This is a genomic window from Ruminococcus sp. RTP21484sp1_RTP21281st1_A8_RTP21281_210402 (assembly GCF_040914025.1).
GTDB lineage: Bacteria > Bacillota > Clostridia > Lachnospirales > Lachnospiraceae > Blautia_A > Blautia_A faecis.
On the sequence record NZ_JBCPGE010000042.1, the window covers coordinates 1 to 23808 of the forward strand.

Annotated in this window: 24 protein-coding genes and 1 pseudogene; 7 read left to right on the plus strand and 18 right to left on the minus strand. The window is 39.5% G+C overall.

All coding sequences use genetic code 11. The annotated features are described in order from the left end of the window. Positions 1 to 111: 111 nt before the first annotated feature. The 3 genes from AB5170_RS17050 to AB5170_RS17060 all read right to left on the minus strand — a co-directional run bounded on the left by AB5170_RS17050 (position 112) and on the right by AB5170_RS17060 (position 1018). On the minus strand, positions 112 to 399 hold the full coding sequence (locus AB5170_RS17050) for a helix-turn-helix domain-containing protein (protein WP_368365113.1): 288 nt from the start codon (positions 397 to 399) through the stop codon (positions 112 to 114). Next, the gene (locus AB5170_RS17055) at positions 392 to 748 is read right to left on the minus strand and encodes a type II toxin-antitoxin system RelE/ParE family toxin (protein ID WP_368365114.1); all 357 of its coding nucleotides are present in this window, start codon (positions 746 to 748) and stop codon (positions 392 to 394) included. Before AB5170_RS17055 ends, AB5170_RS17050 begins: the two co-directional genes overlap by 8 nt. 120 nt (positions 749 to 868) lie before the next feature. Then, positions 869 to 1018, minus strand: coding sequence for a DUF6783 domain-containing protein (locus AB5170_RS17060; RefSeq protein ID WP_368365115.1), 150 nt, complete (start codon positions 1016 to 1018; stop codon positions 869 to 871). Here AB5170_RS17060 and AB5170_RS17065 point away from each other — a divergent pair. Then, positions 956 to 1150: pseudogene (locus tag AB5170_RS17065) on the plus strand (DUF6783 domain-containing protein); the annotation flags it as partial. The gene AB5170_RS17060 and the pseudogene AB5170_RS17065 overlap by 63 nt on opposite strands. Then, entirely contained in the window at positions 1147 to 2520 is a 1374-nt protein-coding gene (locus AB5170_RS17070; protein WP_368361768.1) for an MATE family efflux transporter, read from the plus strand. The pseudogene AB5170_RS17065 and the gene AB5170_RS17070, both read left to right, overlap by 4 nt. 81 nt (positions 2521 to 2601) lie before the next feature. Here the strand turns inward: AB5170_RS17070 and AB5170_RS17075 are convergent, their stop codons facing one another. Both AB5170_RS17075 and AB5170_RS17080 read right to left on the minus strand, forming a co-directional pair. After that, the gene (locus AB5170_RS17075) at positions 2602 to 4299 is read right to left on the minus strand and encodes an AAA family ATPase (RefSeq protein ID WP_368361769.1); all 1698 of its coding nucleotides are present in this window, start codon (positions 4297 to 4299) and stop codon (positions 2602 to 2604) included. Between the two features lie 248 nt (positions 4300 to 4547). Continuing rightward, positions 4548 to 5897, minus strand: a complete 1350-nt coding sequence (locus AB5170_RS17080) for an MATE family efflux transporter (RefSeq protein ID WP_368361770.1) — start codon at positions 5895 to 5897, stop codon at positions 4548 to 4550. A gap of 71 nt (positions 5898 to 5968) precedes the next feature. Between AB5170_RS17080 and AB5170_RS17085 the strand changes: the two genes are divergently transcribed. Then, the gene (locus AB5170_RS17085) at positions 5969 to 6871 is read left to right on the plus strand and encodes an AraC family transcriptional regulator (protein WP_368361771.1); all 903 of its coding nucleotides are present in this window, start codon (positions 5969 to 5971) and stop codon (positions 6869 to 6871) included. 426 nt (positions 6872 to 7297) lie between these two features. Here the strand turns inward: AB5170_RS17085 and AB5170_RS17090 are convergent, their stop codons facing one another. Together AB5170_RS17090 and AB5170_RS17095 are read right to left on the minus strand one after the other, a co-directional pair. Next, a complete protein-coding gene (locus tag AB5170_RS17090) occupies positions 7298 to 8656 on the minus strand; it encodes a M20 family metallopeptidase (protein ID WP_368361772.1) in 1359 nt (452 codons plus the stop codon). Between the two features lie 82 nt (positions 8657 to 8738). After that, a complete protein-coding gene (locus tag AB5170_RS17095) occupies positions 8739 to 9629 on the minus strand; it encodes a 4Fe-4S dicluster domain-containing protein (RefSeq protein ID WP_368361773.1) in 891 nt (296 codons plus the stop codon). Between the two features lie 147 nt (positions 9630 to 9776). Between AB5170_RS17095 and AB5170_RS17100 the strand changes: the two genes are divergently transcribed. Beyond that, positions 9777 to 9950, plus strand: coding sequence for a chorismate--pyruvate lyase (locus tag AB5170_RS17100; RefSeq protein ID WP_173719358.1), 174 nt, complete (start codon positions 9777 to 9779; stop codon positions 9948 to 9950). 104 nt (positions 9951 to 10054) lie between these two features. Here the strand turns inward: AB5170_RS17100 and AB5170_RS17105 are convergent, their stop codons facing one another. The 4 genes from AB5170_RS17105 to AB5170_RS17120 form a co-directional block, all read right to left on the minus strand. After that, complete coding sequence (locus AB5170_RS17105; protein ID WP_368361774.1) at positions 10055 to 11719, minus strand: carboxylesterase/lipase family protein; 1665 nt, start codon at positions 11717 to 11719, stop codon at positions 10055 to 10057. A gap of 81 nt (positions 11720 to 11800) precedes the next feature. After that, positions 11801 to 13330, minus strand: coding sequence for a response regulator (locus AB5170_RS17110; RefSeq protein WP_368361775.1), 1530 nt, complete (start codon positions 13328 to 13330; stop codon positions 11801 to 11803). Positions 13331 to 13332: 2 nt separating this feature from the next. Beyond that, the gene (locus AB5170_RS17115; RefSeq protein ID WP_368361776.1) at positions 13333 to 15111 is read right to left on the minus strand and encodes a sensor histidine kinase; all 1779 of its coding nucleotides are present in this window, start codon (positions 15109 to 15111) and stop codon (positions 13333 to 13335) included. Positions 15112 to 15125: 14 nt separating this feature from the next. Then, a complete protein-coding gene (locus AB5170_RS17120; protein ID WP_368361777.1) occupies positions 15126 to 16385 on the minus strand; it encodes an ABC transporter substrate-binding protein in 1260 nt (419 codons plus the stop codon). Between the two features lie 256 nt (positions 16386 to 16641). On the opposite strand from AB5170_RS17120, the gene AB5170_RS17125 reads away from it, so the two are divergent. Then, positions 16642 to 18240: a carboxylesterase/lipase family protein gene (locus tag AB5170_RS17125; RefSeq protein ID WP_368361778.1), complete on the plus strand. Its 1599-nt coding sequence runs from the start codon at positions 16642 to 16644 to the stop codon at positions 18238 to 18240. A gap of 94 nt (positions 18241 to 18334) precedes the next feature. Here the strand turns inward: AB5170_RS17125 and AB5170_RS17130 are convergent, their stop codons facing one another. The 3 genes from AB5170_RS17130 to AB5170_RS17140 all read right to left on the minus strand — a co-directional run bounded on the left by AB5170_RS17130 (position 18335) and on the right by AB5170_RS17140 (position 20636). Further along, on the minus strand, positions 18335 to 18931 hold the full coding sequence (locus AB5170_RS17130; protein ID WP_368361779.1) for an HDIG domain-containing metalloprotein: 597 nt from the start codon (positions 18929 to 18931) through the stop codon (positions 18335 to 18337). 171 nt (positions 18932 to 19102) lie between these two features. Continuing rightward, positions 19103 to 19453 (minus strand): molecular chaperone Hsp90, encoded by a 351-nt coding sequence (locus tag AB5170_RS17135; protein ID WP_187565436.1) that lies wholly within the window; start codon positions 19451 to 19453, stop codon positions 19103 to 19105. A 145-nt stretch (positions 19454 to 19598) separates the two neighbouring features. Beyond that, a complete protein-coding gene (locus tag AB5170_RS17140) occupies positions 19599 to 20636 on the minus strand; it encodes a helix-turn-helix domain-containing protein (protein WP_368361780.1) in 1038 nt (345 codons plus the stop codon). Positions 20637 to 20902: 266 nt separating this feature from the next. Between AB5170_RS17140 and AB5170_RS17145 the strand changes: the two genes are divergently transcribed. Beyond that, a complete protein-coding gene (locus tag AB5170_RS17145) occupies positions 20903 to 21373 on the plus strand; it encodes an ABC transporter substrate-binding protein (RefSeq protein WP_368361781.1) in 471 nt (156 codons plus the stop codon). Between the two features lie 190 nt (positions 21374 to 21563). Here AB5170_RS17145 and AB5170_RS17150 read toward each other — a convergent pair whose 3' ends face one another. Both AB5170_RS17150 and AB5170_RS17155 read right to left on the minus strand, forming a co-directional pair. Beyond that, entirely contained in the window at positions 21564 to 21797 is a 234-nt protein-coding gene (locus AB5170_RS17150) for a type II toxin-antitoxin system MqsA family antitoxin (RefSeq protein ID WP_330639710.1), read from the minus strand. A 29-nt stretch (positions 21798 to 21826) separates the two neighbouring features. Next, a complete protein-coding gene (locus tag AB5170_RS17155) occupies positions 21827 to 22108 on the minus strand; it encodes a DUF4258 domain-containing protein (RefSeq protein ID WP_368361782.1) in 282 nt (93 codons plus the stop codon). A 215-nt stretch (positions 22109 to 22323) separates the two neighbouring features. Between AB5170_RS17155 and AB5170_RS17160 the strand changes: the two genes are divergently transcribed. Next, positions 22324 to 22509: a hypothetical protein gene (locus tag AB5170_RS17160; protein WP_264467171.1), complete on the plus strand. Its 186-nt coding sequence runs from the start codon at positions 22324 to 22326 to the stop codon at positions 22507 to 22509. 2 nt (positions 22510 to 22511) lie between these two features. Here AB5170_RS17160 and AB5170_RS17165 read toward each other — a convergent pair whose 3' ends face one another. Continuing rightward, on the minus strand, positions 22512 to 23087 hold the full coding sequence (locus tag AB5170_RS17165; protein WP_227200931.1) for a GNAT family N-acetyltransferase: 576 nt from the start codon (positions 23085 to 23087) through the stop codon (positions 22512 to 22514). Between the two features lie 27 nt (positions 23088 to 23114). Beyond that, positions 23115 to 23747, minus strand: coding sequence for a GyrI-like domain-containing protein (locus tag AB5170_RS17170; RefSeq protein WP_294433029.1), 633 nt, complete (start codon positions 23745 to 23747; stop codon positions 23115 to 23117). Positions 23748 to 23808 lie beyond the last annotated feature (61 nt).

Below are 23808 nucleotides of genomic sequence, written 5' to 3' on the forward strand. Positions count from 1 at the left end.
TAGTCCTGCAAAAAAGTCTTATTTTACCTGTGTCAATGTATGGTGGAAGTTACTTTTTCATTCAACCTTTTCACATTAACCTTTTTCACATTGGCATATCACCTTGAAAAATCACTTCGCCTGGTTTGGAATAAACTCCACCTTTAATCTACATCCCAGTCCTTTTGCAAGCCTCTTTAACATAGAAAGACTTGGATTCCGAGTACCATTTTCAATTCGGCTGATATCCGCCTGCGTAATCCCAGTTCTCTCTGATAATTCTTTTTGTGTCATATTCTGACTGATTCTTGCTTCCATCAAGCTGCGAATAATATCAAATTCAGGCTCTAGTGCCTCGTATTCAACCGCCACCTCTGGATCATTCAATAATTCTTTGCGAAACTCCTTATAACTAGTCATTCTTATTTCTCCTCTCATAATCCTTCCGATATTTCTGAGCTATTTCAATTTCTCTTCCAGGAGTCTTCTGTGTCTTTTTTATAAAACCATTCGTTAATATAATCTTATTCCCACAAGTAAAAAAATACAAAACTCGAGCACAATTATTCCCCTGAATAATTCTTATCTCATAAATTCCATCTCTTAACATTTTTGAATATGGCATGCGTAAATCAGGTCCAAACTCCTGAAGTATATCCAATATTCGTATTGTTTTCGCCTGCATTTTGGGCAATAAATTCATAATAAAATCTTTTACAGGCTCTGTACCATCCGACTTCTCATAAAAAACAATTTCATATGTAGTCATGTTCTCTCCTTTCATTTTATGTCGTATACAACATATTGTCAATTATATTTATTTTCCTATTAATTAAATTTTTTTGAAAAAATGGCTGATGTGCCTGATAAAAATAGATAACCTAAGCAATTAGATGAGAAAAAGTCTAGAGCGTGTTTGAAAAAGGCTTTCTGCAAGATGTGCGTCACAATTTGTGGGAGATTTCGCCCGGATGAGGGCGCCGTAGCGGGCTACGGCAACCGAATTCGGGTGAAATCTCCCGCAAAGTGGAGCGTGCAGATTTCGGGAATGATTTTTCAAACACGCTCTAGCATAGTAATAGAGTATTTTCAAGTCATATTTCATCTTCTTAAAATGCGTTTTCTATGTTATAATAATGATACTTTACCATTTTCAGGAGAAATAAAATGAAAAAGAAACAATTAAATCTCACCTCCGGTCCTATTTTACGGACTTTGTCTGAACTTGCACTGCCAATCATGGCTTCTTCCTTTCTGTCTACAGCCTACAATATTACAGATATGGCATGGATAGGAATGCTGGGATCTAAGGCAGTGGCCGGTGTAGGCGTGGGAGGTATGTACGTCTGGCTCTCCCAGGGACTTTCTTCCCTGGCAAGAATGGGAGGACAGGTAAACATGGCGCATTCCCTTGGAAGAGGTGATCAGAAGACTGCCGCAGGCTTTGCACAGGCGGCCCTGCAGCTTACCATACTATTCTCTCTTTTGGTTACATTGATCAGTATGTTATTTACGAATCCGCTGTTGCAGTTCTTTGCATTAAATGATGCAGAAACTTACAACAGTGCCAGAATTTATATGAGGATCACCTGCGGACTGATCCTGTTTTCCTTCCTTTCCCAGGTGCTGACAGGCCTTTTTACAGCCCAGGGTGATTCCAAAACACCGCTGAAAGCAAACTTCTTTGGCCTGATACTAAATATGATCCTTGATCCGCTTCTTGTTCTTGGTGTAGGACCATTTCCCAGATTAGAAGTTGTAGGAGCTGCAGTGGCAACTGTTACCGCACAGATTGTAGTTCTGTTGATCCTTGTTGCAGAAATTCTCCGTGACCACGGTGAAGCCAATGTACTGCACAAAATCCGTCTGCTTTCCAGGCCGGATATTGCCTGTTTAAAAGGAGTCTTTCGCATTGGAACCCCCACTGCACTTCAGGGAAGCCTTTACTGTATCATCTCCATGATACTCACCCGAATGGTTGCCGGATTTGGGGACGGCGCGATTGCTGTACAGCGTGTAGGCGGACAGATTGAGTCCCTTTCCTGGAACACGGCTGACGGTTTTGGCTCTGCCCTGAACGCTTTCATAGGGCAGAACTACGGAGCAGGAAAAAAAGACCGAATCAAATCAGGATACCATATTTCCATTCGGCTTCTGATATGCTGGGCTGCACTGATCACTGTTGCCTTTGTATTTTTCCCACGGCAGATTTCTGTGCTCTTTTTCCACGAAGAGGAAGTTATCCGGCTTTCCGTTGATTACCTGCGGATCATCGGATTTTCCGAAATTTTTCTCAGCGTGGAAATGATGACTGTGGGCGCCCTGTCTGGTCTTGGACGGACACAGCTTTGCAGTCTGATCAGCGTTGGACTGACTATTATACGAATTCCTCTTGCACTGGTTCTGTCAAACACTGCACTGGGACTGAATGGAATCTGGTGGGCACTGACACTTTCTACCGTTTCAAAAGGAATTATTTTTTATTTTGTATTCCAGTATATTTGCGAACATAGTCTGTTAAGAACTTCAAACAGATCGTAAAGAAAAAAATCCGGCAGATGATATTTTCACAACATCTGCCGGGTCTTATTATCTAATAGAATTTTCTGCCACTCCAGGCAGTTACTCTCCTATGAGTACTTCTTTTCCTTTAAATGCAAATCCATAATGATGAATCTCTTCTTTTTCAAAGCCAAGGCCTATAAGCTCCACATCGTATTGCTTTTCCTCGATCTGCTGCAAAGCCGCTTTTACAGTATCCTCAAGATTTTTTTCCTTTTTTTCATTATAAACCTTGAATTCCAGAACCACAGCCGGCAGACTACCTTTCCTTTGAGGACGCGGAATCAGCATAATATCGTAGCGTCCAAAACCGCTTTCCCGGTTGGAACGAATCACATAATTCTCTCGCTGTTCCACCATAAGCCCCAATACAAAGCCATGATAAAATCGCTCTGGTGCCAGCTCATCTGAATATTTTTTTCCGGTATCAAAGTAGCTGAATGTAGAAAGAGCAACCTCATTCATATAATGATTCATAGCCTCCACATCTCCTTGCAGCAACGCCTTGACAAACCCATTATATTCTGACTGGCTTGCACTGAACCATCCTTTAAACATATTGGAAAACATCCCAATTGTTTCCAGATTGGTAATGGAAAGATGATACCATGGATCTAATGTAATTCCACGATGTTCCACTTTTTTCACCTTAAGATACCCACTTGCCAAAAGCAGACTCCAAATTGCATTTTCATCTTTTTCAAGTTGTTCAAATACGATCTGCTCGTCAAAATTAACTGTAATTGTTCCTCCGTCCAGCAATGTTTCCATCCCTGTTTTTATCTCTGGCGATGCACTTTGAAGCATTTTATTTACAAGACCATTTGAACTGGTAGACGCCCAGTAAGGCCGCAGCTGACCTTCCTTTAAGAAATTGGTAATCGACCATGGATTGTAAATATCCTTATGTTTTCCAAATGTAAAACCATCGTACCAGGTCTTCACCTTTTCTCTCTGATCCCCCATTTCAAACATTTCCAGAGCCTGAAAAACTTCTTTTTCCGTAAATCCAAAACAATCTGAATATCGTTCCGAGGTAGTCGTAATTACAGTCAGATTGTTCAGATCTGAGAATATAGATTCTTTGGAAACACGTGTAATGCCTGTCATAATTGCACGTTCCAGGTGCCTGTTTGTTTTGAATGTAGAATTAAAAAGCCCACGGATAAATGCAGTAAACTCATTCCAATATCCATAAATATATGCCTCCTGCATGGGTGTATCGTACTCATCCAGAAGAATCAAAACCTTCTTTCCATAATAAAGATGCAGATAACAGGAAAGCTCCTGCAGTGCACTTTGTGCTGTTACATTATCCATATCCGGAGTCACATTTTGAAGCTGCGTTCTCTGCTGTTCCGTTAATTTGGGCGAATCAAACAGTTCTTTATATTGCTGAAAAGCGGTAGAAATAATTCGTTTAATCTTGCTTACTGCATCCTGATAATTTGTCTGTTTCACATCTGCAAAGCTTAGAAAAATCACTGGAAAGCATCCTTGAATTCTTTGATATTTTTCTTCTTTCCATATAGATAAGCCCTTAAATAGTTCTCCCCGATTGGTATATTTATTTGAAAAAAAGCAGTTAAGCATACTCATATTCAAGGTTTTTCCAAAACGTCTTGGTCTGGTAATTAAAGTAATTTCATCTCCCGCTTCCCACCATTCTTTTATAAAATCGGATTTATCTATAAAAAAATAGTTCTCATCTCTAAGTGACGCGAAATCCTGTTTTCCAATACTGATTACCTGCTTCATATCCGCTCACACTCCCACTCTTTTTAAACACTTCCCACTTTATACTTCAAATAAAATGTGCCCCATTACATAAGTACTTTAATTATACCATCTCGCCATGCCAATATCTACTGATTCCATAAAAAACAGATATTCCTCATAATGATACTGAGAAATATCTGTTTTTCAAGTCAATATAGTCTGAGTCATGCCGTCAGCAATATTCTCATATTTTTGCAATATAAAAATCTTCTGCCCCAATATTGTCTTTAAATCGATGTCTGTGTGCTGTCTTTCATCATCCTGTAATAACAGGGGATCAGAAGTGCACATGCACCGAACCATGCCAGAGGGCTGGCGATGCAGACGGCAGTGTAGCCAATAATTCCAGAAAGACCTACGGTTGCAATGATTCGCATCACCAGTTCGATCATGCAGGCTGCGAAAGGAGCCCGGCCATTTTGCATGCTCTGGATGGAAGTGCGGTATACGGCAAGCAGACCAAGAATGAAATAAAATGGTGCCACAATTGTGAGATACATATCGGAATAATGATATAATTCCTGTGTTGGATCAGACAGAAACATCCGCACGATCGGATGGCGAAGGATGAGAATTCCAACACACATAAACAGGTTAAAAGCTTCTGTCTGAATCAGGCAGGCGCGTACTCCCTGACGGATTCTGTCCTTCTTTCCAGCACCAAAATTCTGTGCTACATAATTGGAAATTGCAGTCATCATAGCATTATTTACAAGGACAGAAAGCTGGTCTGCTTTGGAAGCGGCAGTGTAACCGGCTACTGCTGCCGTTCCAAGAGAATTTACCACAGCCTGCATAGCCAGCTGTCCAATACACATAACCGACATCTGGAACCCCATTGGAAAACCGATTTTCAAATGAAGGACTGCTGCATCTTTCAGGTCATGAAAATCTTCTCTGTGAAGATGAAGAATCTGAAATTTTTTCATTCCTACAAGCAAGGAAAGTACAGCGGAAAGGAACTGGGAAAGTATAGTAGCCCAGGCTGCTCCTGCCACACCCATATGCAGTGGAACAATAAATAATATGTCCAGAAAAATATTCAAAACAGAAGAAAATACCAGGAAATACAGTGGTGTTTTACTGTCCCCAAGAGCCCTCAGCATATTAGAGATCATGTTGTAAAAAACGGTTGCACCGGTGCCCAGAAGCACCACAAACATATAGTCATAGGCTTCTCCGGAAATATCCTCAGGAATCTGCATCCAGCTAAGTATCTGATGCGCAAGCAGACAACAGACAAGTGTAAGAACCACCGTAAAGGCAATACTTAAAAGAGTGGAAACAGCAATGCTTTTTCGCATTCCTTTTTCATCCTTTGCACCACAACGCTGCCCCAGGCAGATACCAAATCCACCGGTAAATCCATTGATAAAACAGAACACAAAGTAGATAATAATGCTGGTGGAACCAACTGCTGCAAGGGAATCTGCTCCCAGCGTTTTTCCCACGATCACAGAATCTGCCAGAGTATAAAAAAGCTGAAACAGGTTTCCTAAAATTACAGGAATGGCAAATTTCAGCAAAGACCAGAACGGATTTCCTGTGGTCAGATCCATTTCTTTTGAACGAGACATCTGTACCTCCCTCTTGCGCTGCACATGTGCTGGCGCTATAATAAAAATATAAACCACTTGGAGAATTGTATATGTCAATGCGAAAAATTCTGGTAGACGATACCAACAGAGAACTTTGCCCTCATGGAACCGAAAGCTTTCCAATGACAGTGAGTCATGATGATCTCTGGGATTTTGAAGGAAAAAGTGTTCCCATTCACTGGCATAATGATCTGGAGATCAGCCTTCCCAGAAAAGGAGAAGCTATCTATCAGATTTATCAAAAAAGCTATCATCTGAATCCAGGAGAAGGTCTTCTCATAAATCGAAATGTGCCTCACAGCTGCCATTCACCGGGCAATCAACCAGCCAGATACAGCACCATTCTGGTCCGCCCGGACTTTATGTACGGAGACTTTGGAAGTGATGTGGAGAAAAACTGTTTCAGACCTTTTCTTCAAAACGCAGCAATTCCATGTGTTCTTTTGACGCCTGATACACCTTCGCACCAACAGATCCTGGAAAAGCTTAATCTGATCGAACAGCTTTTTGATCACAAACCTTACTGTTACGAATTGAAAATCAAAGGACTTCTATGCCAGGTTTTCAGTGATATTCTCTTTGAGAGTCAGAACTATTCCTCCCATTACACGCCTTCCAATCAGCTGGAGCTTGAACGTCTGGAACAAATGCTGAATTATCTGAATACGCATTTTGATTCTGTAATATCCCTACAGCAGCTTGCAGATCATGTGCATCTGTCCAGAGAGGTCTGCTGCCGTCTTTTCAAAAAAATGACGGGCAAAACCATCACTGCCTATCTGGAAGAATACCGGGCGAAAAAGAGCTTCTCCCTGGTACAAAGCGGGCAGTATTCCATGACTCAGATTGCTGCCCTGACAGGCTTCAGCAATGCAAGCCGTTTTGCCATCGGATTCCGCAAGTATTTCGGCTGCAATCCCGGTGAATACAATTCTCTGAAAAGCCAGGATTAGTGCTAACTCAGTTTAACCTGTGTTGACACTTTCTTTTCAATGCACGCCTATTATATACCTGCTTGTTAAAAAAAGACGATTCTAACATTGTCATTTCTGATACAGATATTGACATTTTCCAATTGCAATATAATCTCAATATTCTCAGAGCTTTTTTGTGTAAAAGAAGTATTGCAAAGTAATTTCCTAATCACACAAAGAAGCCCTCGAACGCCAGTAACATTCGAGGACTTCTTCTTTTATTTTTGTATTCAAAACTTGTTTAATTTTGGGCAAGCAGATTTTCCAGGTCCGCTTCGCTACTTGCTCATAACCGAATAACGGCTTCGCAGTTTATCAGAAGAAGCTTGCACTCCTCCTGCTACAAGCAAGTCCCCACTGCTTATTACTTTTCGCAACAGCCCCAGGGGGACTTACTTGATTCAGTTAAATTGCTAACAAATTCTTAATTGCTTCCATATAGACTTCCACAGCCTCTTCCATCTCAGAAACCAGAATGAATTCATCTGCTCCGTGAATACGGTAATCCACACCCAGTTTTTCCGGACCAAATGCAATAATATTTTTCAGCGATTTAGCATAGGTACCACCGCCAATTACCATTGGTTTGTTCTCCGTGTCGCCAGTCACATCCACATAAGCCTTGTACAGGGCATTTACCAGCGGAGATTCTCTTGGGAAGAACAACGGATTACCGATTTCCCCCACCTCAATACGGCCATTTTTATCTTCCAGATTACCTTCTATACGATTCAGAATATCATCCTTTTTGAAGGTTACAGGTACACGGATGTCGATGGTGCAGGAGATCACGCCATCCTCTGTTTTTACGATTCCATTGCAGAAGGTCAGCTCACCAAACTCATCGGAAATTTTAAGACCAACACCGGAGCCGTCACAGGCTGTTCCAATGTGCTGATTATAAAATTTAACAAAATCGTCTTCGAAGCCTGCCTTTGCAAGACATTCCATGGTAACACCTGCGGCATTGATGCCAAGGGTTGGAGTGCTGGCATGAGCCGGTACACCTTTTGCATAAATGGTGATCTGATTTTCGCCTTCCGTAACTTTATATTCCTGCAGTTTTGTTTCGGAAAGCATCTGCTCCAGTTTCTCCTTAAGACCAGCCTCTTCCGGAATCACAGTGGTACAGTTATCGCATACAGCATTAGAAACAAAGCCACCATTCATGGAGATAATTCTGGTATTTTTGGAATATGCCATCATGGACATATAGCCTTTTTCACCATGAATACATGGGAAATTTGCATCAGGTGTAAAACCGCAGGATAACTCTTCCTCTACCTCATTATAATGTGCCATACATTTAGAACCGGTCTCTTCATTGCATCCCATGATCAGACGGACTCTTTTGTTCAGTTTCACACCGGAATCCTTCAGAAGTTTCATCGCATAAAGTGCTTCAATTACAGGCCCCTTGTCATCTGTAGTTCCACGTCCGTACACATGGTCGCCATCTCGTGTCAGCTTAAATGGATCGTAGGTCCAGTCACCACCTACAGGTACAATATCAAGATGACCTGCAATACCCACGATTTCCTCGCCTTCTCCCATTTCGGCGTAACCGCAGTAGTTATCAAGATTTACGGTTTTAAAGCCAAGCTCTCTGGCAATTTCAAGTCCGATTCCAAGCGCTTCTGCCGGTCCCTCTCCGAAAGGTTTCCCCTCTGACGGGGTGCCAAGCTGGGAATCAACGGCAACCAGCTTTCCAAGATTTTCAAGCATTTCCTCAGATAATACATGGATCTGTTCTCTTGTATTCATAGGTGTTTATTTCCTCCAAATTCTATTTTATCTGTGCAGAGCATTTCCACAAATTGTAATGACTCTCCCGGGCAACGTCTTTTCACAGCTGCTCCAACAGCTGCTTCTCCACATTTTCAAAGCCAATTCTCTCAATAGTCTCCGCAAAACGTTCTCCCTTTATTCCATTGTCACGGAAGAAAAGAATTGCCTTTTCAATTACATCTAGTGCTTCTTCTTTGGATGTGAATATTTTGCCAAGCTCTTTTCCCATTGATACTTTCTTGCCCCAACGGCCACCTATGTATATCTTATAGCCGTAAGCGCCATCCTCAATGGTGTGGAACGGACATTTTCCCACACAGCGGCCGCAGTGCTTGCAGGCTTCTTTATCGATCTGAATTTTCCCTTCTACGACCTTTGCCACTTTATTGGGGCAAGCCGCTTCGATGGCGCATTTCTTGCAGCCTTTACAGACGTCTGTGTTCACTTCCGGAATTCTCTGACCGATAATGCCTACATCATTCAGATTTGGCTTCACACAGTTGTTTGGACATCCGCCGACTGCAATCTTAAATTTATGTGGCAATGCCACATCTCCGTAGCCTTCATAAAAGCGCTTGTAAATTTCTTCAGAGATTGCGTAAGAATCCAGAAGTCCATACTGACAGGTGGTTCCTTTGCAGGACACTACAGGACGGACCTTTGCCCCTGTTCCACCTGTTACCAGGCCTTCTTTCGATATAAATTTCTGAAATTCTTCAATCTTATCGTAGGGAATTCCCGGGATTTCCACAGAAAGTCTGGTGGTATACAGAATCTCACCGCAGCCAAATTTTTCTGCTGCATCTGCCATACAGCGATGCTGTGCTGCAGTTACTTTTCCATTTGTTGTAAGAACTCTTGCTGAAAACAGGTCGGTTCCTCTGTTATTCAGGAAGCCCATTCCTTTTACTCTTTTTTCATCCTCCGGGCTGATTGTTAATGCTGACATTTTTGATACCTCATTTTCTGATGTTATTCACTGATATTTTTTTCACCTGTGATTTTTATTATAGCACCTGAATTGGTATTTGAAAAACGTTTTTCTCTGTGGTATTCTATAAACATATAAATAATACAAACCGGAGGGATAATTCCTATGTTAATTTGTGATTATATTGTAGAATCTATTGACGGCGACTACGCTCATCTGCGCAGGACAGATCTTCCCGAGGAAGAACTGAAGCTGGTAGCAAGAGCGCTTCTGCCATTTGACATTACAGAAGGATGCAGATTACATTATGAAATGATGCAGTATACCATAATTGACTGATATATCCCAAAACAAAGCGGACAAGTCCGCTTCAAATTACATAATAAAAGCCGCCGGCCTTTTAAGCCGGCGACTTTACCTATAAGTGATAGTCTTGTTTATTATTAATCTGCTACAGGAAAATTGAAATAGTTGGTTGTATAATCCATCATCAGTTTTTCCAGATCTGTCAGTTCCTCGTCATGTGTACTGATTCCATCACCCAACTGAATATATCCCATATTTTCATCTGCTTCTGGCCAGTATGCGAGTCCATCTCCATTTGGATCTCCGGTTTTGATAAAGTTTGACCAATACTGATTCATTTTTTCTGCTAATTCATAATCCCAGTCAGTCCACTGTCTTACCGCCGGAACGCCCTCACGCAGAGAATTAAATGCATACCACATTTCACCTGTATGCCATGCCCACTGGTTAGCCCAGCCTCTGTCTGTTCCTAAATCTGACATGCTCTCAGGTGTAGCATGGCTGAATAAGTATGTATAATTTACTGCTTTTCCATCTGTTCTTTCTGACATCGTTTTTCCGTACAGTCGATTGACCATAAGGCTTCTGCTGACATTTGTGCCAAGGCCATAAGTTCCTAACTGACGGCTGACCATAGCTGCTGTATTGTCATCAACCTTTACCAGATTTTCAAAATCGTACTTATCATACAAATCACCAAGAGCTTCTTTGTATTGTGCATAGAAATCATCTGCTGTGGATACCTTCGGATAGCTTCCCTCTCCCATATTTGTTCCAGACAATACGGAAATCTCATCAAACACTCCGTCATTAATAGAATCCTGAATGCTTTCATAGGTGACATACAGGCCATCCAGATTCATACTTCCCGGATAATTAGAGCTGGTGCTGTCAATCAGTTTTTCAGCATCCATGTTTCTCAGATCCTCAAGTGTCGTAGCTTCATCAAGTCCCAGATCTCCCAGATATGCAGTTCCTTTTTCTTCTGCACTTTCCTGAGTCTGGAATTCCATATTGTACTTTAAGCCACTTTCCAGGATTAATTTATCTACTTCCACATCCATTTTAGGAGAAGCAGTCATTGCCATTGCTTTTGTGGTACCGCCGGATTGTCCGCCAACTGTGATATTCTCAGGGTCTCCTCCAAAATTCGCAATATTTTCTTTGATCCATTCCATTGCTTTGATCTGATCCATCAGACCATAGTTTCCGCTCTGGCCCTGTTCCTCGCTAAGCTGCGGCAATGACAGATAACCAAAGACGCCAAGACGCTGTTCCACTGTTACCACAACGATTCCGTTCTTTGCAAAAGCTTCTCCGTTTCCTTCCGGCTCAAAGGTATAGCAGCTGTTCAGTCCACCTCCATGGAACCACACATATACCGGTTTCTTTTCTGTAGAGGAAAGTGAATCTTCTGTTGTCATTACATTCAGATACAGACAGTCTTCACTCATTTTAGGAACTCCATCGTAATAAATATCCGTTTTATACGGTTCCACCTCTGCTCCGCCCAATACCTGCATCGGGATATCTTTGTAAGTGTCGCACACAAGAACATCATCCCATTTTTCCGGATCTACCGGTGGTTTCCAACGCAAATCATCAACTGGTGGTGCTGCATATGGAATTCCACGAAATTCTACAACATCCTCATAGTTTTCATCTACACTGTTGATTCCCTGCACTTTTCCGTACGCAGTTTCAACAACGTTCTTTTCATTTTCCTCTGCATATACATGAACACTTCCCATAAGTGTGGAGCAGGTAAGCAATGCAGCCAATACAGTTAATCTCTTCTTCATATAAACAGAGCCTCCTTTTTTGATAAATCTATTCTAAGGCTTGCGGAAGATAAAAACTATTAATTATTTTCTTTTTCAATATCACTTTTTTGATTTTTCTTTTTTTCTTTCCAGTGTGCGATATTCTGAAGGCGTCATGCCGCAGGATTTACGAAAAATCTGAGTAAAATAGGAAGCATCATTATATCCTGTAAATGTAGCTATATCCGTAATGTCGAAGTCTGTATTTTTCAAAAATTCTATTGCCTTTTTCAAGCGAAGTTCTGTCAGATACTTGGAAAATGTCAATCCTGTTTTATTTTTAAATGTTCTGCTAAGGTGGCCCACACTTACAAAATATTTATGTTCTGCAAGCTCATTTAATGTAATATCATCTGCATAGTGATTTTCAAGATACCTTAAAATATTTTCTATCAGAAGTTCATTTTCATTTTCCTCGCTTTTCTCACAGACTTCTTTCAAAATCATAAGCAAATACTCTTTCAGTTCATCCGCTGTATGGAATTGATACAGATCGATTTTAAAATCAAACAGGAAATATCCCCCTTCTCCAGAGGGCACCTGACATCCGTTGTAATAGTTTTTTCTGAGGACAGAAAAAAGCTGTATGATTGCATTATAAAGGCTGTAAATGTTTGCATGCTCTCTTATGCATTTGGCAAATAGTTTGTCTATGATCTTTTCTGCCTCACGAATGCGTCCAAATTCTATGAACCTGCTGAATATTTCCAATGTCTCTTTTTCCAGTAAATCCGTGATTTCCAGCTCTTCCTTCCAGAAAAACAGGTTTTCATTTATTAAAATACGGTTATTAATTGCGTAAATACACTCTCTGTACGCCTTTTCAATTTCCGCTCTTCCTTTATGAATACCACTGATTCCAAACCAGGAATTATTGTCTATACTATTTTTTAACTGTAAAAAATCAGCTTCTCCAATGCATGTTTTGAAATCCATTTTCTCATTGCAAAAAAACAGTAAGATGCATTCCCCTTTATTTTTAAAATACCAGCTTTGTATGTCGGCAGAATTTCTGTTATTTTGCAAATATTTATTTAGTTTCAGATATCCTGAATGTGAAACTTCTCCCTTCACCATAAAGAACCAGGAATGAGCATCCCAAAGATCCGTTGGCATCAGATCGTCAAATAATTTTTTATTCTGTATCAATTGTGCAAAATCCAGATTCTCAACAGCACCCTTTAATTTATTTATATTTTCCAGATTATCAGACTGTGCTTTTTCGGCAAGAATATCTTTTATACATTTAATCAATTCTGATTCATTGATTGGTTTTGTCAAATACTCCTTAACATGATAGCGCAGCGCATTTCTTGCATATTGAAAATCTTCATATCCGGTTTCTATCACTACTGAACATTTTGGCATATGTTCCTGTACATATTTTGCCAGTTCCAGGCCATCTGTATTTGGCATCCGGATATCTGTAATGATAATATCCGCTTCGTTCTCCTGAAGAAATTCTATCACTTCTTCCCCGTCTTCAAAATCTCCATTCACTGAAATCGGCAGTTCTGATTTTTCAAGCATCATAACAAGTGCTTTTCTCGCATAATATTCATCATCTGCAACTAAAATTTTAAAATTCATTTTCATACCTCTTCTTGCAATACCGGGAAACGGACTTTCACACAAGTGTATTCCCCTTGATTACTTTCAACTGAAATTCCAAATTCTTCTCCATAATAGTTTTTAATCCTCTGGTGCACATTTATAAGTCCGATTCCAGAGGAACTAGGATTCACTCCCTGCTGCAAGTCCTTCTTAAGCTCCTGGTGTAACCTCTGCAGCATTTCATCGCTTATTCCATTTCCATTATCGCAAATGCTGATCTCAGCTATATGATCGGAACTGATTTTTCCAGTCACTTCTATCCGCCCTCTTCTTTTGCATGGGATAACGCCATGTTCCATTGCATTCTCCATTAATGGCTGTAATATAAATTTTAACATTTCGCAGGTCAGCATGTCCTCTTCCACGTTGTATATTACATCAAATTTTCCCGGAAAACGCATGGACTGTATTTTTACGTAACACTGAAGATTCTCAAGTTCCTTTTTCAGCTGTACAATATTCCCCCCTTTTACGTTATAATGGAAAATATGGGACAGGCATTCTGAAATTTCCGATATTTCATCAATTCCATTTAGTTTCGCCAATGCACTGACAATATTTAATGTGTTGTATAAAAAATGAGGATTGATCTGGTATTGCAGCATTTGCAGTTCTGTCTTTTTCTGGCTTATTTCGTTCTTGTATGCCAGGATAATATTCTCTTCAATACGGGATACAAGATCGTTATAGCCACTTACCATTGTGGAAATTTCCCTTGGTACATCCTCTTCCAATTGAATATGCTGAGGTTTTTGTTTTTTATGTAAGGTTACCTGATTTAAGGCGTCGGAAAATTTAGAAATAGGCTTTGTAATGCGACTGATCAGCTGTATTCCCCCAATCAGTAAAAAAACAAAAATCAGCAAAACCCAGAAGCTATAAAACAAAATATTCTTTAGACTATTGAACACAAAACTTTTTTGCTGCATGCATTGAACCAGATACCAGTCCAGATTATCGACTTTAACAACATATGCATTCCAGGCAGAACCGTCTGCTTTCAGTATTCCCTGATGGTCTGAATTTTCATAAATCGTCTTCACATCCTCAAGAAGAAAATTGTTTTCTTCTTCAGAAGAATAAATGATTCCGTTTTTGTTAAAAAGACAGCATTCAATTTCATCGTTTGAAAACACGGAAAAACTTTTTTTGATTTCTTCAAAGTCCAGATCGATATAAATAGTAGCAAGCTTTTCATCCGATTCCACCGGATACATAGCATATGCGATTGTCAGCAATTTATAGGGAAGCATGTTGATTTCCCCTTCATATACGTCTGTAATGTACTCTTCACTTTTATGGCTGACTTTCGAATAGACAATATGATCTTGTGCCTGCTTAATCTGTGTCAACGAATCTTCTACAAAGTTACCATAAATATTTCCATTTTCAGTTAAAATCGCAGCACGTAAAATATAAGGATTAATTCCACAGATATCTTCCAGAATACCATTTACATATTCCTTGGACGAAAGCTGCTTTTTTAAAGATTGTTTTTCATAATCATTTCGAAGATCTGTCATGATACCTTTGTCTATTAAATGTAAATATTTCAAATAATCCAGATTCTTTGTTATGGTCTCAATCTCCATTTCCCACTGACTGCTCATTTTATGTAAATAAGACCAATTATTTTTTTCGGCCTCTTTTACATCAATGAAAAAAGAAGCACAAATTACTATTAAGGAAAATAAGAAACTGCATGCTAACCCAATAAAAAGCTGCCACCATACAGGTAATCTTGCAATTTTCTTCACACGCAGTCTCCTTTCTACTGAATCAAAAGATCATTCAATTTTTTCAAAAATGATTTTTCTGTGTTCCTTTGAGTGGAACTGATAAAGTTCTGAAATAAAGTGTTCCTCGCATCAGATTTTGTACTCTCATATGCAAATTCTTCCAGATAAAAATCACCATTACTAATGCTATCTGTGAATGCTTTTGCATAACTGTCTGTTACATCTACAAATTTTATACAGGAGTATGCCCCAGCTTTTTCTGCATAATATTCACTGATATTCTTTGAAAATACATAATCCAGAAATTTTCCAATCGCGTCTAAATGCTCGCAGGAAGCGGAAATTCCCAATGTTGCATCTATTTTTGCCACAACTTTTGCACCGTCTTCATCATCTGCCGGAAACGGCATAAACAACAGGTCTATATCCGGATTTATCTTTTTTATCATAGGATACGCCCAGTTCCCCTGAAGAAACATATAGGCTTCTCCCTTTGCAAATCTTTTTACAGCTTCATCATATCCTGTGTTTACTGTCTGTTTCTGACCATATTTTCTTATTTCCAAAAATTTTCTGGTAGAATCTAGAGCGATAGGATCTTCATATAAAAAGGCATCACCATTCAACACCTTCTGAAATAAATCGTCCTGACTTCCTCTTGAAGACATGTCAATTGCATCCCATCCCTGGTGAATCGTCCAGCTGTCTTTATCTGCAAAAATAATTGGAAGCTTTCCTGCTTTTTTTATCTGCTCCATTGTATCAATAAGTTCCGCATATGTAGAAGGAATCTGGTATCCGTCCTCTTCCAGCATCCTTTTGTTATAAAATATCCCTCTGTAATTCACAGACAATGGAAGTACATAAGTTCCATTAAGAATTTTTAATTTTTCCAAAAAATGTTCGTTTACACAATGAGTTGCAGAAAAATCATTTAACTCCTGCAAATATCCACCTTTTACATATTTTTCCAGATTATCATTCTGTGCTCCGATAAATTCAACAATATCTGGAAATTCTCCCTGAATTGCACGGATTTGCAGTTCCTGTTCCGGATTTGGTACCTCCATATGTTCTACATATATCTCATCCTGTGATTCATTAAAATCTGCAATGATTTTTTCAAAAATATGTCTTGTTTCTCTCTTAGATGTAAGAAATACCAGTTTTTCCTTTTCTTTTTTTTCACTGTGTATTTGCTGCTTTTCATCCGCTTCTCTGATATATAACAGACAACAGCCTGCCATGGCGCAAACAGCAATTAATAAAAATATCTTCAGATTTTTTTTCATAAGAACTCTCTTTTCATATTGAATATATGAAAGTCAGCACGTCCGATACCCAAGAATTCGCTCATGCAAGCATGGCTCATTCTTGGTTGCCGTCCGGGACTTTCATATTAAATATAGTACAACCAATCAAATTGTTTTTCAATCGGATTTCCCAAACAAGCAAAAAAGTAATAGTGACCGATTCAAAAACTTATAGCGCTGACAGATTTGTTTTTTTATAATAAACTCACTTGATTCGAAGGAGGAGATTTCAGAAATGAAGAAAAAAATTTTAACTATTCTTTTAAGCAGTGCTATGATTTTCTCTATGGGAATTTCAACAGTTTCCGCTGCAGCAGCTGATGACACAGCAGCCACAGAAAGTACTGTAGTTAGCAGAACAGATGGCGTAACAGATACCACATCTGGAAAGGTTCGTGGTTTTATTGATGATGGAACTTATACCTTCCGTGGAATTCCTTATGCAAAAGCTGACAGATTTGAAATGCCAGAGGCTCCTGATTCCTGGGATGGTATCCGAAATTGCCTTGTTTATGGTTCAACCGCACCTATTACAAAAATGACAGATCCGGATGGTGGAGATTTCCTGATTCCTCATCGTTACTGGGCTCAGAGCGAAGATTGCCAGAATCTGAATGTCTGGACACCGGATCTGGATTCCAATGCAAAGAAACCGGTTATGGTATGGTTCCATGGCGGCGGATACACCAATGGTTCCTCTATTGAAGGTATTGCATATGACGGAAAAAATCTCAGTGACTTTGGTGATGTAGTTGTGGTAACTGTAAACCATCGTTTAAACGTACTTGGCTACCTGGATGTTTCTGAATACGGTGAGGATTATCAGTATTCCGGTAACTGTGGTGTAGCAGATTTAGTTGCATCCTTAAAGTGGGTAAAAGAAAACATTGCTAACTTTGGCGGCGATCCTGACAACGTAACTATTTTCGGACAGTCCGGTGGTGGCGGTAAGATTATCAGTATGTTAGCTACCCCTGAAGCAGAAGGATTATTCAATCAGGCAATTGTACAAAGTGGAAGTGAACGTTATATCGAAAAAGATACTGCTAAGAAAATAACTGAAAAAACCCTTGAGATTTTGGGAATTACAGATAACCAGATTGAGCAGTTGAAAGAGGTTCCTTATGATACTCTTGATGCAGCTGCAACTGAAGCAATGAAACAGGTAGGCGATGAACTGGGAACTTCTTTAAGCTGGCGCCCTGTTCTTGATGAAGATTATATTCAGAGTAATTTCCAGGAATGGACAAATGACATTCCGGTTATGGTAGGTTCTGTATTTGGAGAAATGAATTGCTGGACTGCTCTGGATCCAAATGAAACCAACAAAAACTCCTGGACCGAAGAAGAAGTAGACGAAAAATTAACTGAAAAATATGGTGATAAAGCAGAAGCTGTAAAAGAAGCATTCCTGAAAGCTTATCCTGAAAAGAGCGCTTGCGATGCTTATTATGTAGCAAATCGTACCAATTTCTCAAAAACCCTTACAAAGCGAGTGGAAGCTGGTGCAACAAAGAATTATGATTACGTTGTATCCTATGAATCTCCAATTGACGGTGGTGTAAACTTATGGCACTGCGGAGAAATTCCATTTGTATTCCACAATGTAGATCTGGTATCTGACTGCTATGGCGGAAGCCAGGACGCTTATGATCTGCAGGATGTAATGGCAAGTGCATGGGTAAACTTTGCACGCACCGGAGATCCAAATGGAGATAAGGTTCCAGCATGGAGCACCTATACAGATGATAACAAGTCTACTATGGTATTCGATACCACAAGTGGCGAAAGAGTTGACTATGATGCTGAATTACAGGAACTGATCAGCCAGTAAATTTAAATAAGTCCTCTAAAGAATAACTTAATACTATAAATCCTCTTGAATTGATGGGTACTTAATAGTCCTGTCATTTCAAGAGGATTTTTCATTATATAGAAAGTTCAGCATTAATCGTATCTTCACTGGCTGCCATCGCCTGCAGTGTCATGGTCAGCAGTTTTTCCAGTTCCCATCCAAGCTGCTGCGCACCGCGCTCAATTACTTCCCGGGAGCATCCTGCTGCGAAGCCTTTGCTCTTGTACTTTTTCTTCAGGGATTTCAGTTCCATATCCTTGGTGCTCTTGGATGGACGCATTAAAGCTGCTGCCCAGATCAATCCGGTAAGTTCGTCTGCTGCAAAGAGCACCTTTTCCATCTCCTGTTCCGGTGCTACATCGATCGTTACACCGCAGCCTACGGTTATTCCATATCCGTGAGATACCACACTGTGGATCACATCCTCGCCTACACCTGCCTCGCGGAGCATTTCCGGTGCTTTCAGGCAATGTTCTTCCGGATAAAGCTCGAAATCAATGTCATGAAGAAGTCCTACGATTCCCCAGTATTCAGCGTCCTTTCCATATCCCAGTTCGTTTGCATACCATTTCATGACCGCTTCCACAGTCAGTGCATGCTGGATATGAAATGGATCCTTGTTGTATTTTTTTAATAATGTAAAAGCCTCGTCTCTTGTGATTGTTTCCATTGTTGTCACTCCTCAAATGTCTGTATCTGAACTTGATTTCCGGATTTTTCTCCAATTACCCTCACTCACGAACATGCTGTAAGGTCCTGCTCCCGATTTTTCTTTATTGTCAAGCGGATATTCCAGGTCCGCTTCGCTACGTAGCTCTACACCGAATAACTGCGCCGCAGTTTATTCGGTTAAAATCTCCTCTTTCTTCGCAAGCAGTGCCTCGCATGCAGCACATGCCGGACAATCACAGTATTTTTCACCTGCAGCTTTGCGCTCTTTTGCGTGAAGCAAAACATTTTTCACACCATCTGCACCAAAAACCTTAGCTCCCATATCAGACTCAGCAAAGGAAATCAATCCCTCGATAGGCATAATATCCGCTTCCATCTCTGCAACGTATGCTTTGGCTGCATCTGCTTCTTTTTCCGTTCCAACAGCATCCAGATAATTTTGTGCTGCGTCTTTGATCTCTTTACAAGCGGATGGTGCTGCTAATAAATCCCCGGTTAATTCACGAATTGTTTTTTCCATAATAAAACTCCCTTTCTGAAGTGTGTTCTTTCTATACTCTGTTTACCACATGAGCATGTTCATGATTTGGAATAAAAGAAAAACCTTGCAAATACTATACATCGTTCTTTATTTATATACAACCATTTTGAGGAAAGTGACAATTTTAATTCCCTGATAACAATTTTTCCCAGGGTTCGTATTCTTTCATATAAGCAAACTCTTCTGCGTTTCTGAAGCCTTCCAGCAATTCTTTTTTCATTTCTTCCGTATATGGATTTTCGACTTCCTGAAATTTCATATGTTTGTATAATTGGGATTCCTGAAAATCACATATGGTGTCCACATTGTTCAGCAATTGCTTTGCAACCTGGAAAGTGCCCTCTACATTGTTCTCTGCGGTCACAACATTCAACATTGCTGCACATTCATTATATTTTCCCATATCAAATCCTGAAGCTAATGTACACATTTTCTCTGCCAGAAACCTTGCGTATCCATGGTCTTTTTCCTCAAGAGCCTTAGTAATCATGATTCCAAAAGCCAAATTCAAGGTGGTATACTCTGAAAAAACAGCCTTTTCCAGCATCTCAAATGCCTCTTCTTTTTTCCCCTGCTTCATATATAATTGTCCCTGCTTCACCTTTTTCATGGGATCATAATCGGAAAAATAGTTTAAATATTTTTCTGCCATTTCATAATTCTTTTTTCGCAAATAAAAGCCAAACAGGGAATCAGCTGCATAGTGCTGAATTTTTTCATCTTTATCACTCAGCGCCATTTCGTACCAGGAATTGATCTGCTCATCGTACCTATCCGGATTCTCGCACATGCCAATGATCCGGCGCGAATCAAGCATTACCGCAATCTGCCAGATCAGCAAATTGCAGTTTGAATATTCTTTTATGGTATTTACAGCCCACTGATAAGTCTTCTCAAAGCCTTCCTCAGAAAACATTTTGTCCATTTTGTGGATCATCTCTTCGATTTCAAGGTCAGTCAGATTTTCGCGAAAAGACAACAGGGTATCAAGGGAAATATGCAGTAATCTTGCAATAGGAGCTAACAATTCAATATCAGGATTGGAGTTCCCATTTTCCCACTTATTCACCGCCGGAGTGGTTACTCCCAGACGTTTTGCCATTTCTTCCTGCGTGTAACCTAATTCTTTTCTATATTTTTTAATCACATTTCCAATATTCATTTTATTTTTCTCCTGATTGAAATTCCAAAAGCTTTTGTGATTAAAGCATAGCAGAATTGACAGATGAGCACAATTGAATTGTTGTTAAATACATTTCATATTTTTTAACTGTTAGGAAAGTTAAAAATTCAATTACAAATTTTATCAGAAAAGGCAGGTAAATAACTTTTCTCGACCCTCTTTTTAAGCTTTGCAATATACTTATTACGAACATCTTTCCCATATTTTGCATATCCTAACAGCAGAAGTCAAAAAGGAGTCTCTGTATGAAGAATAAAAAATGGATCTCACTGGCAGCAGCTGTGATTCTTGCAGTAACTGCACTGCCAGCCACAGTCTTTGCTGCAAAGGATGGAGAATCAAAAGAGGAGCTTACAAAGGTTACCTTAAACGAAGTGGCGCATTCAATTTTCTATGCACCGCAATATGTGGCGATTGAAGAAGGGTATTTCGCAGAGGAAGGGCTGGATCTGACACTTGTCACAGGATTTGGTGCGGATAAGACTATGACTGCTGTCATTTCCGGAGAAGCTGATATTGGATTTATGGGGGCCGAGGCATCTATCTATGCCTATCAGGAAGGTGCCACTGATCCGGTTGTGAATTTCGCACAGCTCACCCAGAGGGCTGGAAACTTCCTTGTGGCAAGGGAGAAAATGCCAGATTTCTCATGGGATGATCTGAGAGATAAGAGAGTTCTTGGCGGTCGTAAAGGTGGCGTACATATATCCATGTAAATTATGAGATGATTGTGGTTTTGTGTAACTGGGTGGATGGGATGAATAGTGTGAAGAATGTATAAAAGAAAAAGGAGAGGGGCCTCAGCATCCTCTCCCGATCGCAGGCTTCACAAGTTTCTGCAATCTGATCACTGATGAATACTATATTCTATTTTCTGCTAAAACGCAATAAAAATATAGAAAATTATTAAGCTACCTGTGGATAGTCAATAACTGCGATTTCCTGCATTAATTTTTTCGCCATATCAACAATTAATTCAAGGCGTTCAGCAACTTCGTCTGTATAGTATTTTTCGCCACACTGATCACATTCAAGGCATGGAACATTTTTGATTACGATAATACAATTTTTATAATTTACGACGTGCGTTGTTGTGCTATTAACAGTTGTACTATTCTTACAATACATACACATATCCATCACCTCTTTCTTCGAGTTTTCAAATCATTTTAAAATTTCTTTGTGTCTGGGTAATATGCGGTTATGATATATATATTTATATTATCACATCCGGCGACAATATGCAAAATCCGGCCATTTACATTATATCCAAAAATCAGACAACTGGGATTTGGATAGTCATCAAGATAATCTTCTATAATTTCTCCGGTTGCAATTCCATTTTTTACATCAGCACGACTGATATCTCTTTCCTGCATCCGTTGCAGACAATGCTGTGTCCAGAGTATTTTTGACTCTGAACATAATTTCTGATATATATCTAAATTCATTCGCTCCCTCCTTAATTTTTGCTGTAATGTATATGTATTATACAACAATTTTATTGCTGATAGCGCCTCAAAAATATTTACAAGTCAGGTAAAAAGAGGTCAGTTAAGCCATTCAGATCGTGAACGATAAAATTATTTTAAAGTGGACAGACACAAAAACTGTCCACTTTTTATATGATAATGATAGAAAATTTAACAAAAAGGATGTGATAGCCTTGCGTAAACCAACGTATTATCTCTGGCGCAGCGACTTCTCCTCGCAGGAAAAATTTGAAGCTGAATGTAAGAAATATACGGATAGTGGTTTCCGGGTTGTCACATTTCTGGATGGGAACTCGGATGCCGATATTCACAATGGTATCAAAGCAATGGTTAGAAATCACTGGGATGATATATCATGATTTCAACAAGCTGGAATTTGCTGCAATACCCAATCTTCTCTTTTTAGAATGTTTACCTCATTTTCTTCCGTTGTACCGAATGCTGTCTCATAGGTATCAAATGCATAGTGCTTGAAACCACTTTTTTCCTGAACTCTATGAGATTGCTCATTCCACAAGAAGTGACCACAGAAGATTACATCAAGATTAGCGTTCTCAAAGAGAAAACGAATTACTTCTTTCAACGCTTCCGGCATCAAACCTTGTCCCCAATATTCTTTGCTCAGAACATAGCCTATCTCACGGCATTTCTTATTTTTAAATTCCGGGAAGTGAGTTTCATTGTATTTTTCGATCCCAACAGAACCTATTACTTTGCCCTGATATTCGAGTGCAAATGTTTTCTTATGGCTAATGAACATATCAAGAATAATCTTAGATTCTTCCTTGCTTTCATGAGGCTTCCAACCCGCCATTTGCCCGACTCCATCTACTGAAGCGTAGGAATAAAAGTCATCAAGGTCGGATTGCCGCCATGGGCGAATCAACAAACGCTCTGTTTTTAGGATAACATTACTTATATCTATTTCAGGATTCATAATATTTTACTCCTCTAAATTTCGATTTCACGCTTTCTTAATTGGATGTCTAATTACAGTTTTCCATTTTTCCGGGGCAACCTTTCTTGCATCAGACATATAAATCTCGTGGTGCAATCTATCTTTGTTAATATCATTCACATACCCATTTTGTTCTAAATAAGTATCCATAAGCGCAACGGTTGCTGGCTCATCATCAAAAGAACCTATGTGCATAATTTGAACGCATAATCCTTCATCAATCGTAAGATACTCTGCTAATGAACAATCGAGTTTCTTCTTTTTTGTTGCTGTTTCTACCGCCCAGTCAAAATCAGCTTTAGAAATGAAATCAGGCAGACGAATGACAGAAATCCAGTTAAAAGCAGATTTATTTGTATAATCTACACCCTCGACATCGTCCTGCCACCAAAAGCCTTCCAATGGCGGGACAACATATTCAAAAAAACCTTCAATTTTATAATCTGTCTTGTAACTCATTTTTAATGTGTATGCAACAGCATATAAAACACTAATCGCTTGTTGATATGCACCGCCTTCTTCGTTTGGATTGCCTTTACCTCTGACTGCAATGTAATTAGCCTTCGGGACATTTACAATCTCTGGTTTTTTCTTCGGCATATAAAATTCTTTATATTCTTTCTTAAAATCAAAAGCCATAACTACCTCCGTCAAATTTCCAAAATCTATTAAATATTTTCTTAAAATCATATCAAATCTC

Bases quoted from the DNA above. Each gene is read 5' to 3' on its own strand.
- AB5170_RS17050 (WP_368365113.1), bottom strand. From the start codon at position 399: ATGACTAGTTATAAGGAGTTTCGCAAAGAATTATTGAATGATCCAGAG.
- AB5170_RS17055 (WP_368365114.1), bottom strand. From the start codon at position 748: ATGACTACATATGAAATTGTTTTTTATGAGAAGTCGGATGGTACAGAG.
- AB5170_RS17070 (WP_368361768.1), top strand. From the start codon at position 1,147: ATGAAAAAGAAACAATTAAATCTCACCTCCGGTCCTATTTTACGGACT.
- AB5170_RS17075 (WP_368361769.1), bottom strand. From the start codon at position 4,299: ATGAAGCAGGTAATCAGTATTGGAAAACAGGATTTCGCGTCACTTAGA.
- AB5170_RS17080 (WP_368361770.1), bottom strand. From the start codon at position 5,897: ATGTCTCGTTCAAAAGAAATGGATCTGACCACAGGAAATCCGTTCTGG.
- AB5170_RS17085 (WP_368361771.1), top strand. From the start codon at position 5,969: ATGTCAATGCGAAAAATTCTGGTAGACGATACCAACAGAGAACTTTGC.
- AB5170_RS17090 (WP_368361772.1), bottom strand. From the start codon at position 8,656: ATGAATACAAGAGAACAGATCCATGTATTATCTGAGGAAATGCTTGAA.
- AB5170_RS17095 (WP_368361773.1), bottom strand. From the start codon at position 9,629: ATGTCAGCATTAACAATCAGCCCGGAGGATGAAAAAAGAGTAAAAGGA.
- AB5170_RS17100 (WP_173719358.1), top strand. From the start codon at position 9,777: ATGTTAATTTGTGATTATATTGTAGAATCTATTGACGGCGACTACGCT.
- AB5170_RS17105 (WP_368361774.1), bottom strand. From the start codon at position 11,719: ATGAAGAAGAGATTAACTGTATTGGCTGCATTGCTTACCTGCTCCACA.
- AB5170_RS17110 (WP_368361775.1), bottom strand. From the start codon at position 13,330: ATGAATTTTAAAATTTTAGTTGCAGATGATGAATATTATGCGAGAAAA.
- AB5170_RS17120 (WP_368361777.1), bottom strand. From the start codon at position 16,385: ATGAAAAAAAATCTGAAGATATTTTTATTAATTGCTGTTTGCGCCATG.
- AB5170_RS17125 (WP_368361778.1), top strand. From the start codon at position 16,642: ATGAAGAAAAAAATTTTAACTATTCTTTTAAGCAGTGCTATGATTTTC.
- AB5170_RS17130 (WP_368361779.1), bottom strand. From the start codon at position 18,931: ATGGAAACAATCACAAGAGACGAGGCTTTTACATTATTAAAAAAATAC.
- AB5170_RS17135 (WP_187565436.1), bottom strand. From the start codon at position 19,453: ATGGAAAAAACAATTCGTGAATTAACCGGGGATTTATTAGCAGCACCA.
- AB5170_RS17140 (WP_368361780.1), bottom strand. From the start codon at position 20,636: ATGAATATTGGAAATGTGATTAAAAAATATAGAAAAGAATTAGGTTAC.
- AB5170_RS17145 (WP_368361781.1), top strand. From the start codon at position 20,903: ATGAAGAATAAAAAATGGATCTCACTGGCAGCAGCTGTGATTCTTGCA.
- AB5170_RS17150 (WP_330639710.1), bottom strand. From the start codon at position 21,797: ATGGATATGTGTATGTATTGTAAGAATAGTACAACTGTTAATAGCACA.
- AB5170_RS17155 (WP_368361782.1), bottom strand. From the start codon at position 22,108: ATGAATTTAGATATATATCAGAAATTATGTTCAGAGTCAAAAATACTC.
- AB5170_RS17165 (WP_227200931.1), bottom strand. From the start codon at position 23,087: ATGAATCCTGAAATAGATATAAGTAATGTTATCCTAAAAACAGAGCGT.
- AB5170_RS17170 (WP_294433029.1), bottom strand. From the start codon at position 23,747: ATGGCTTTTGATTTTAAGAAAGAATATAAAGAATTTTATATGCCGAAG.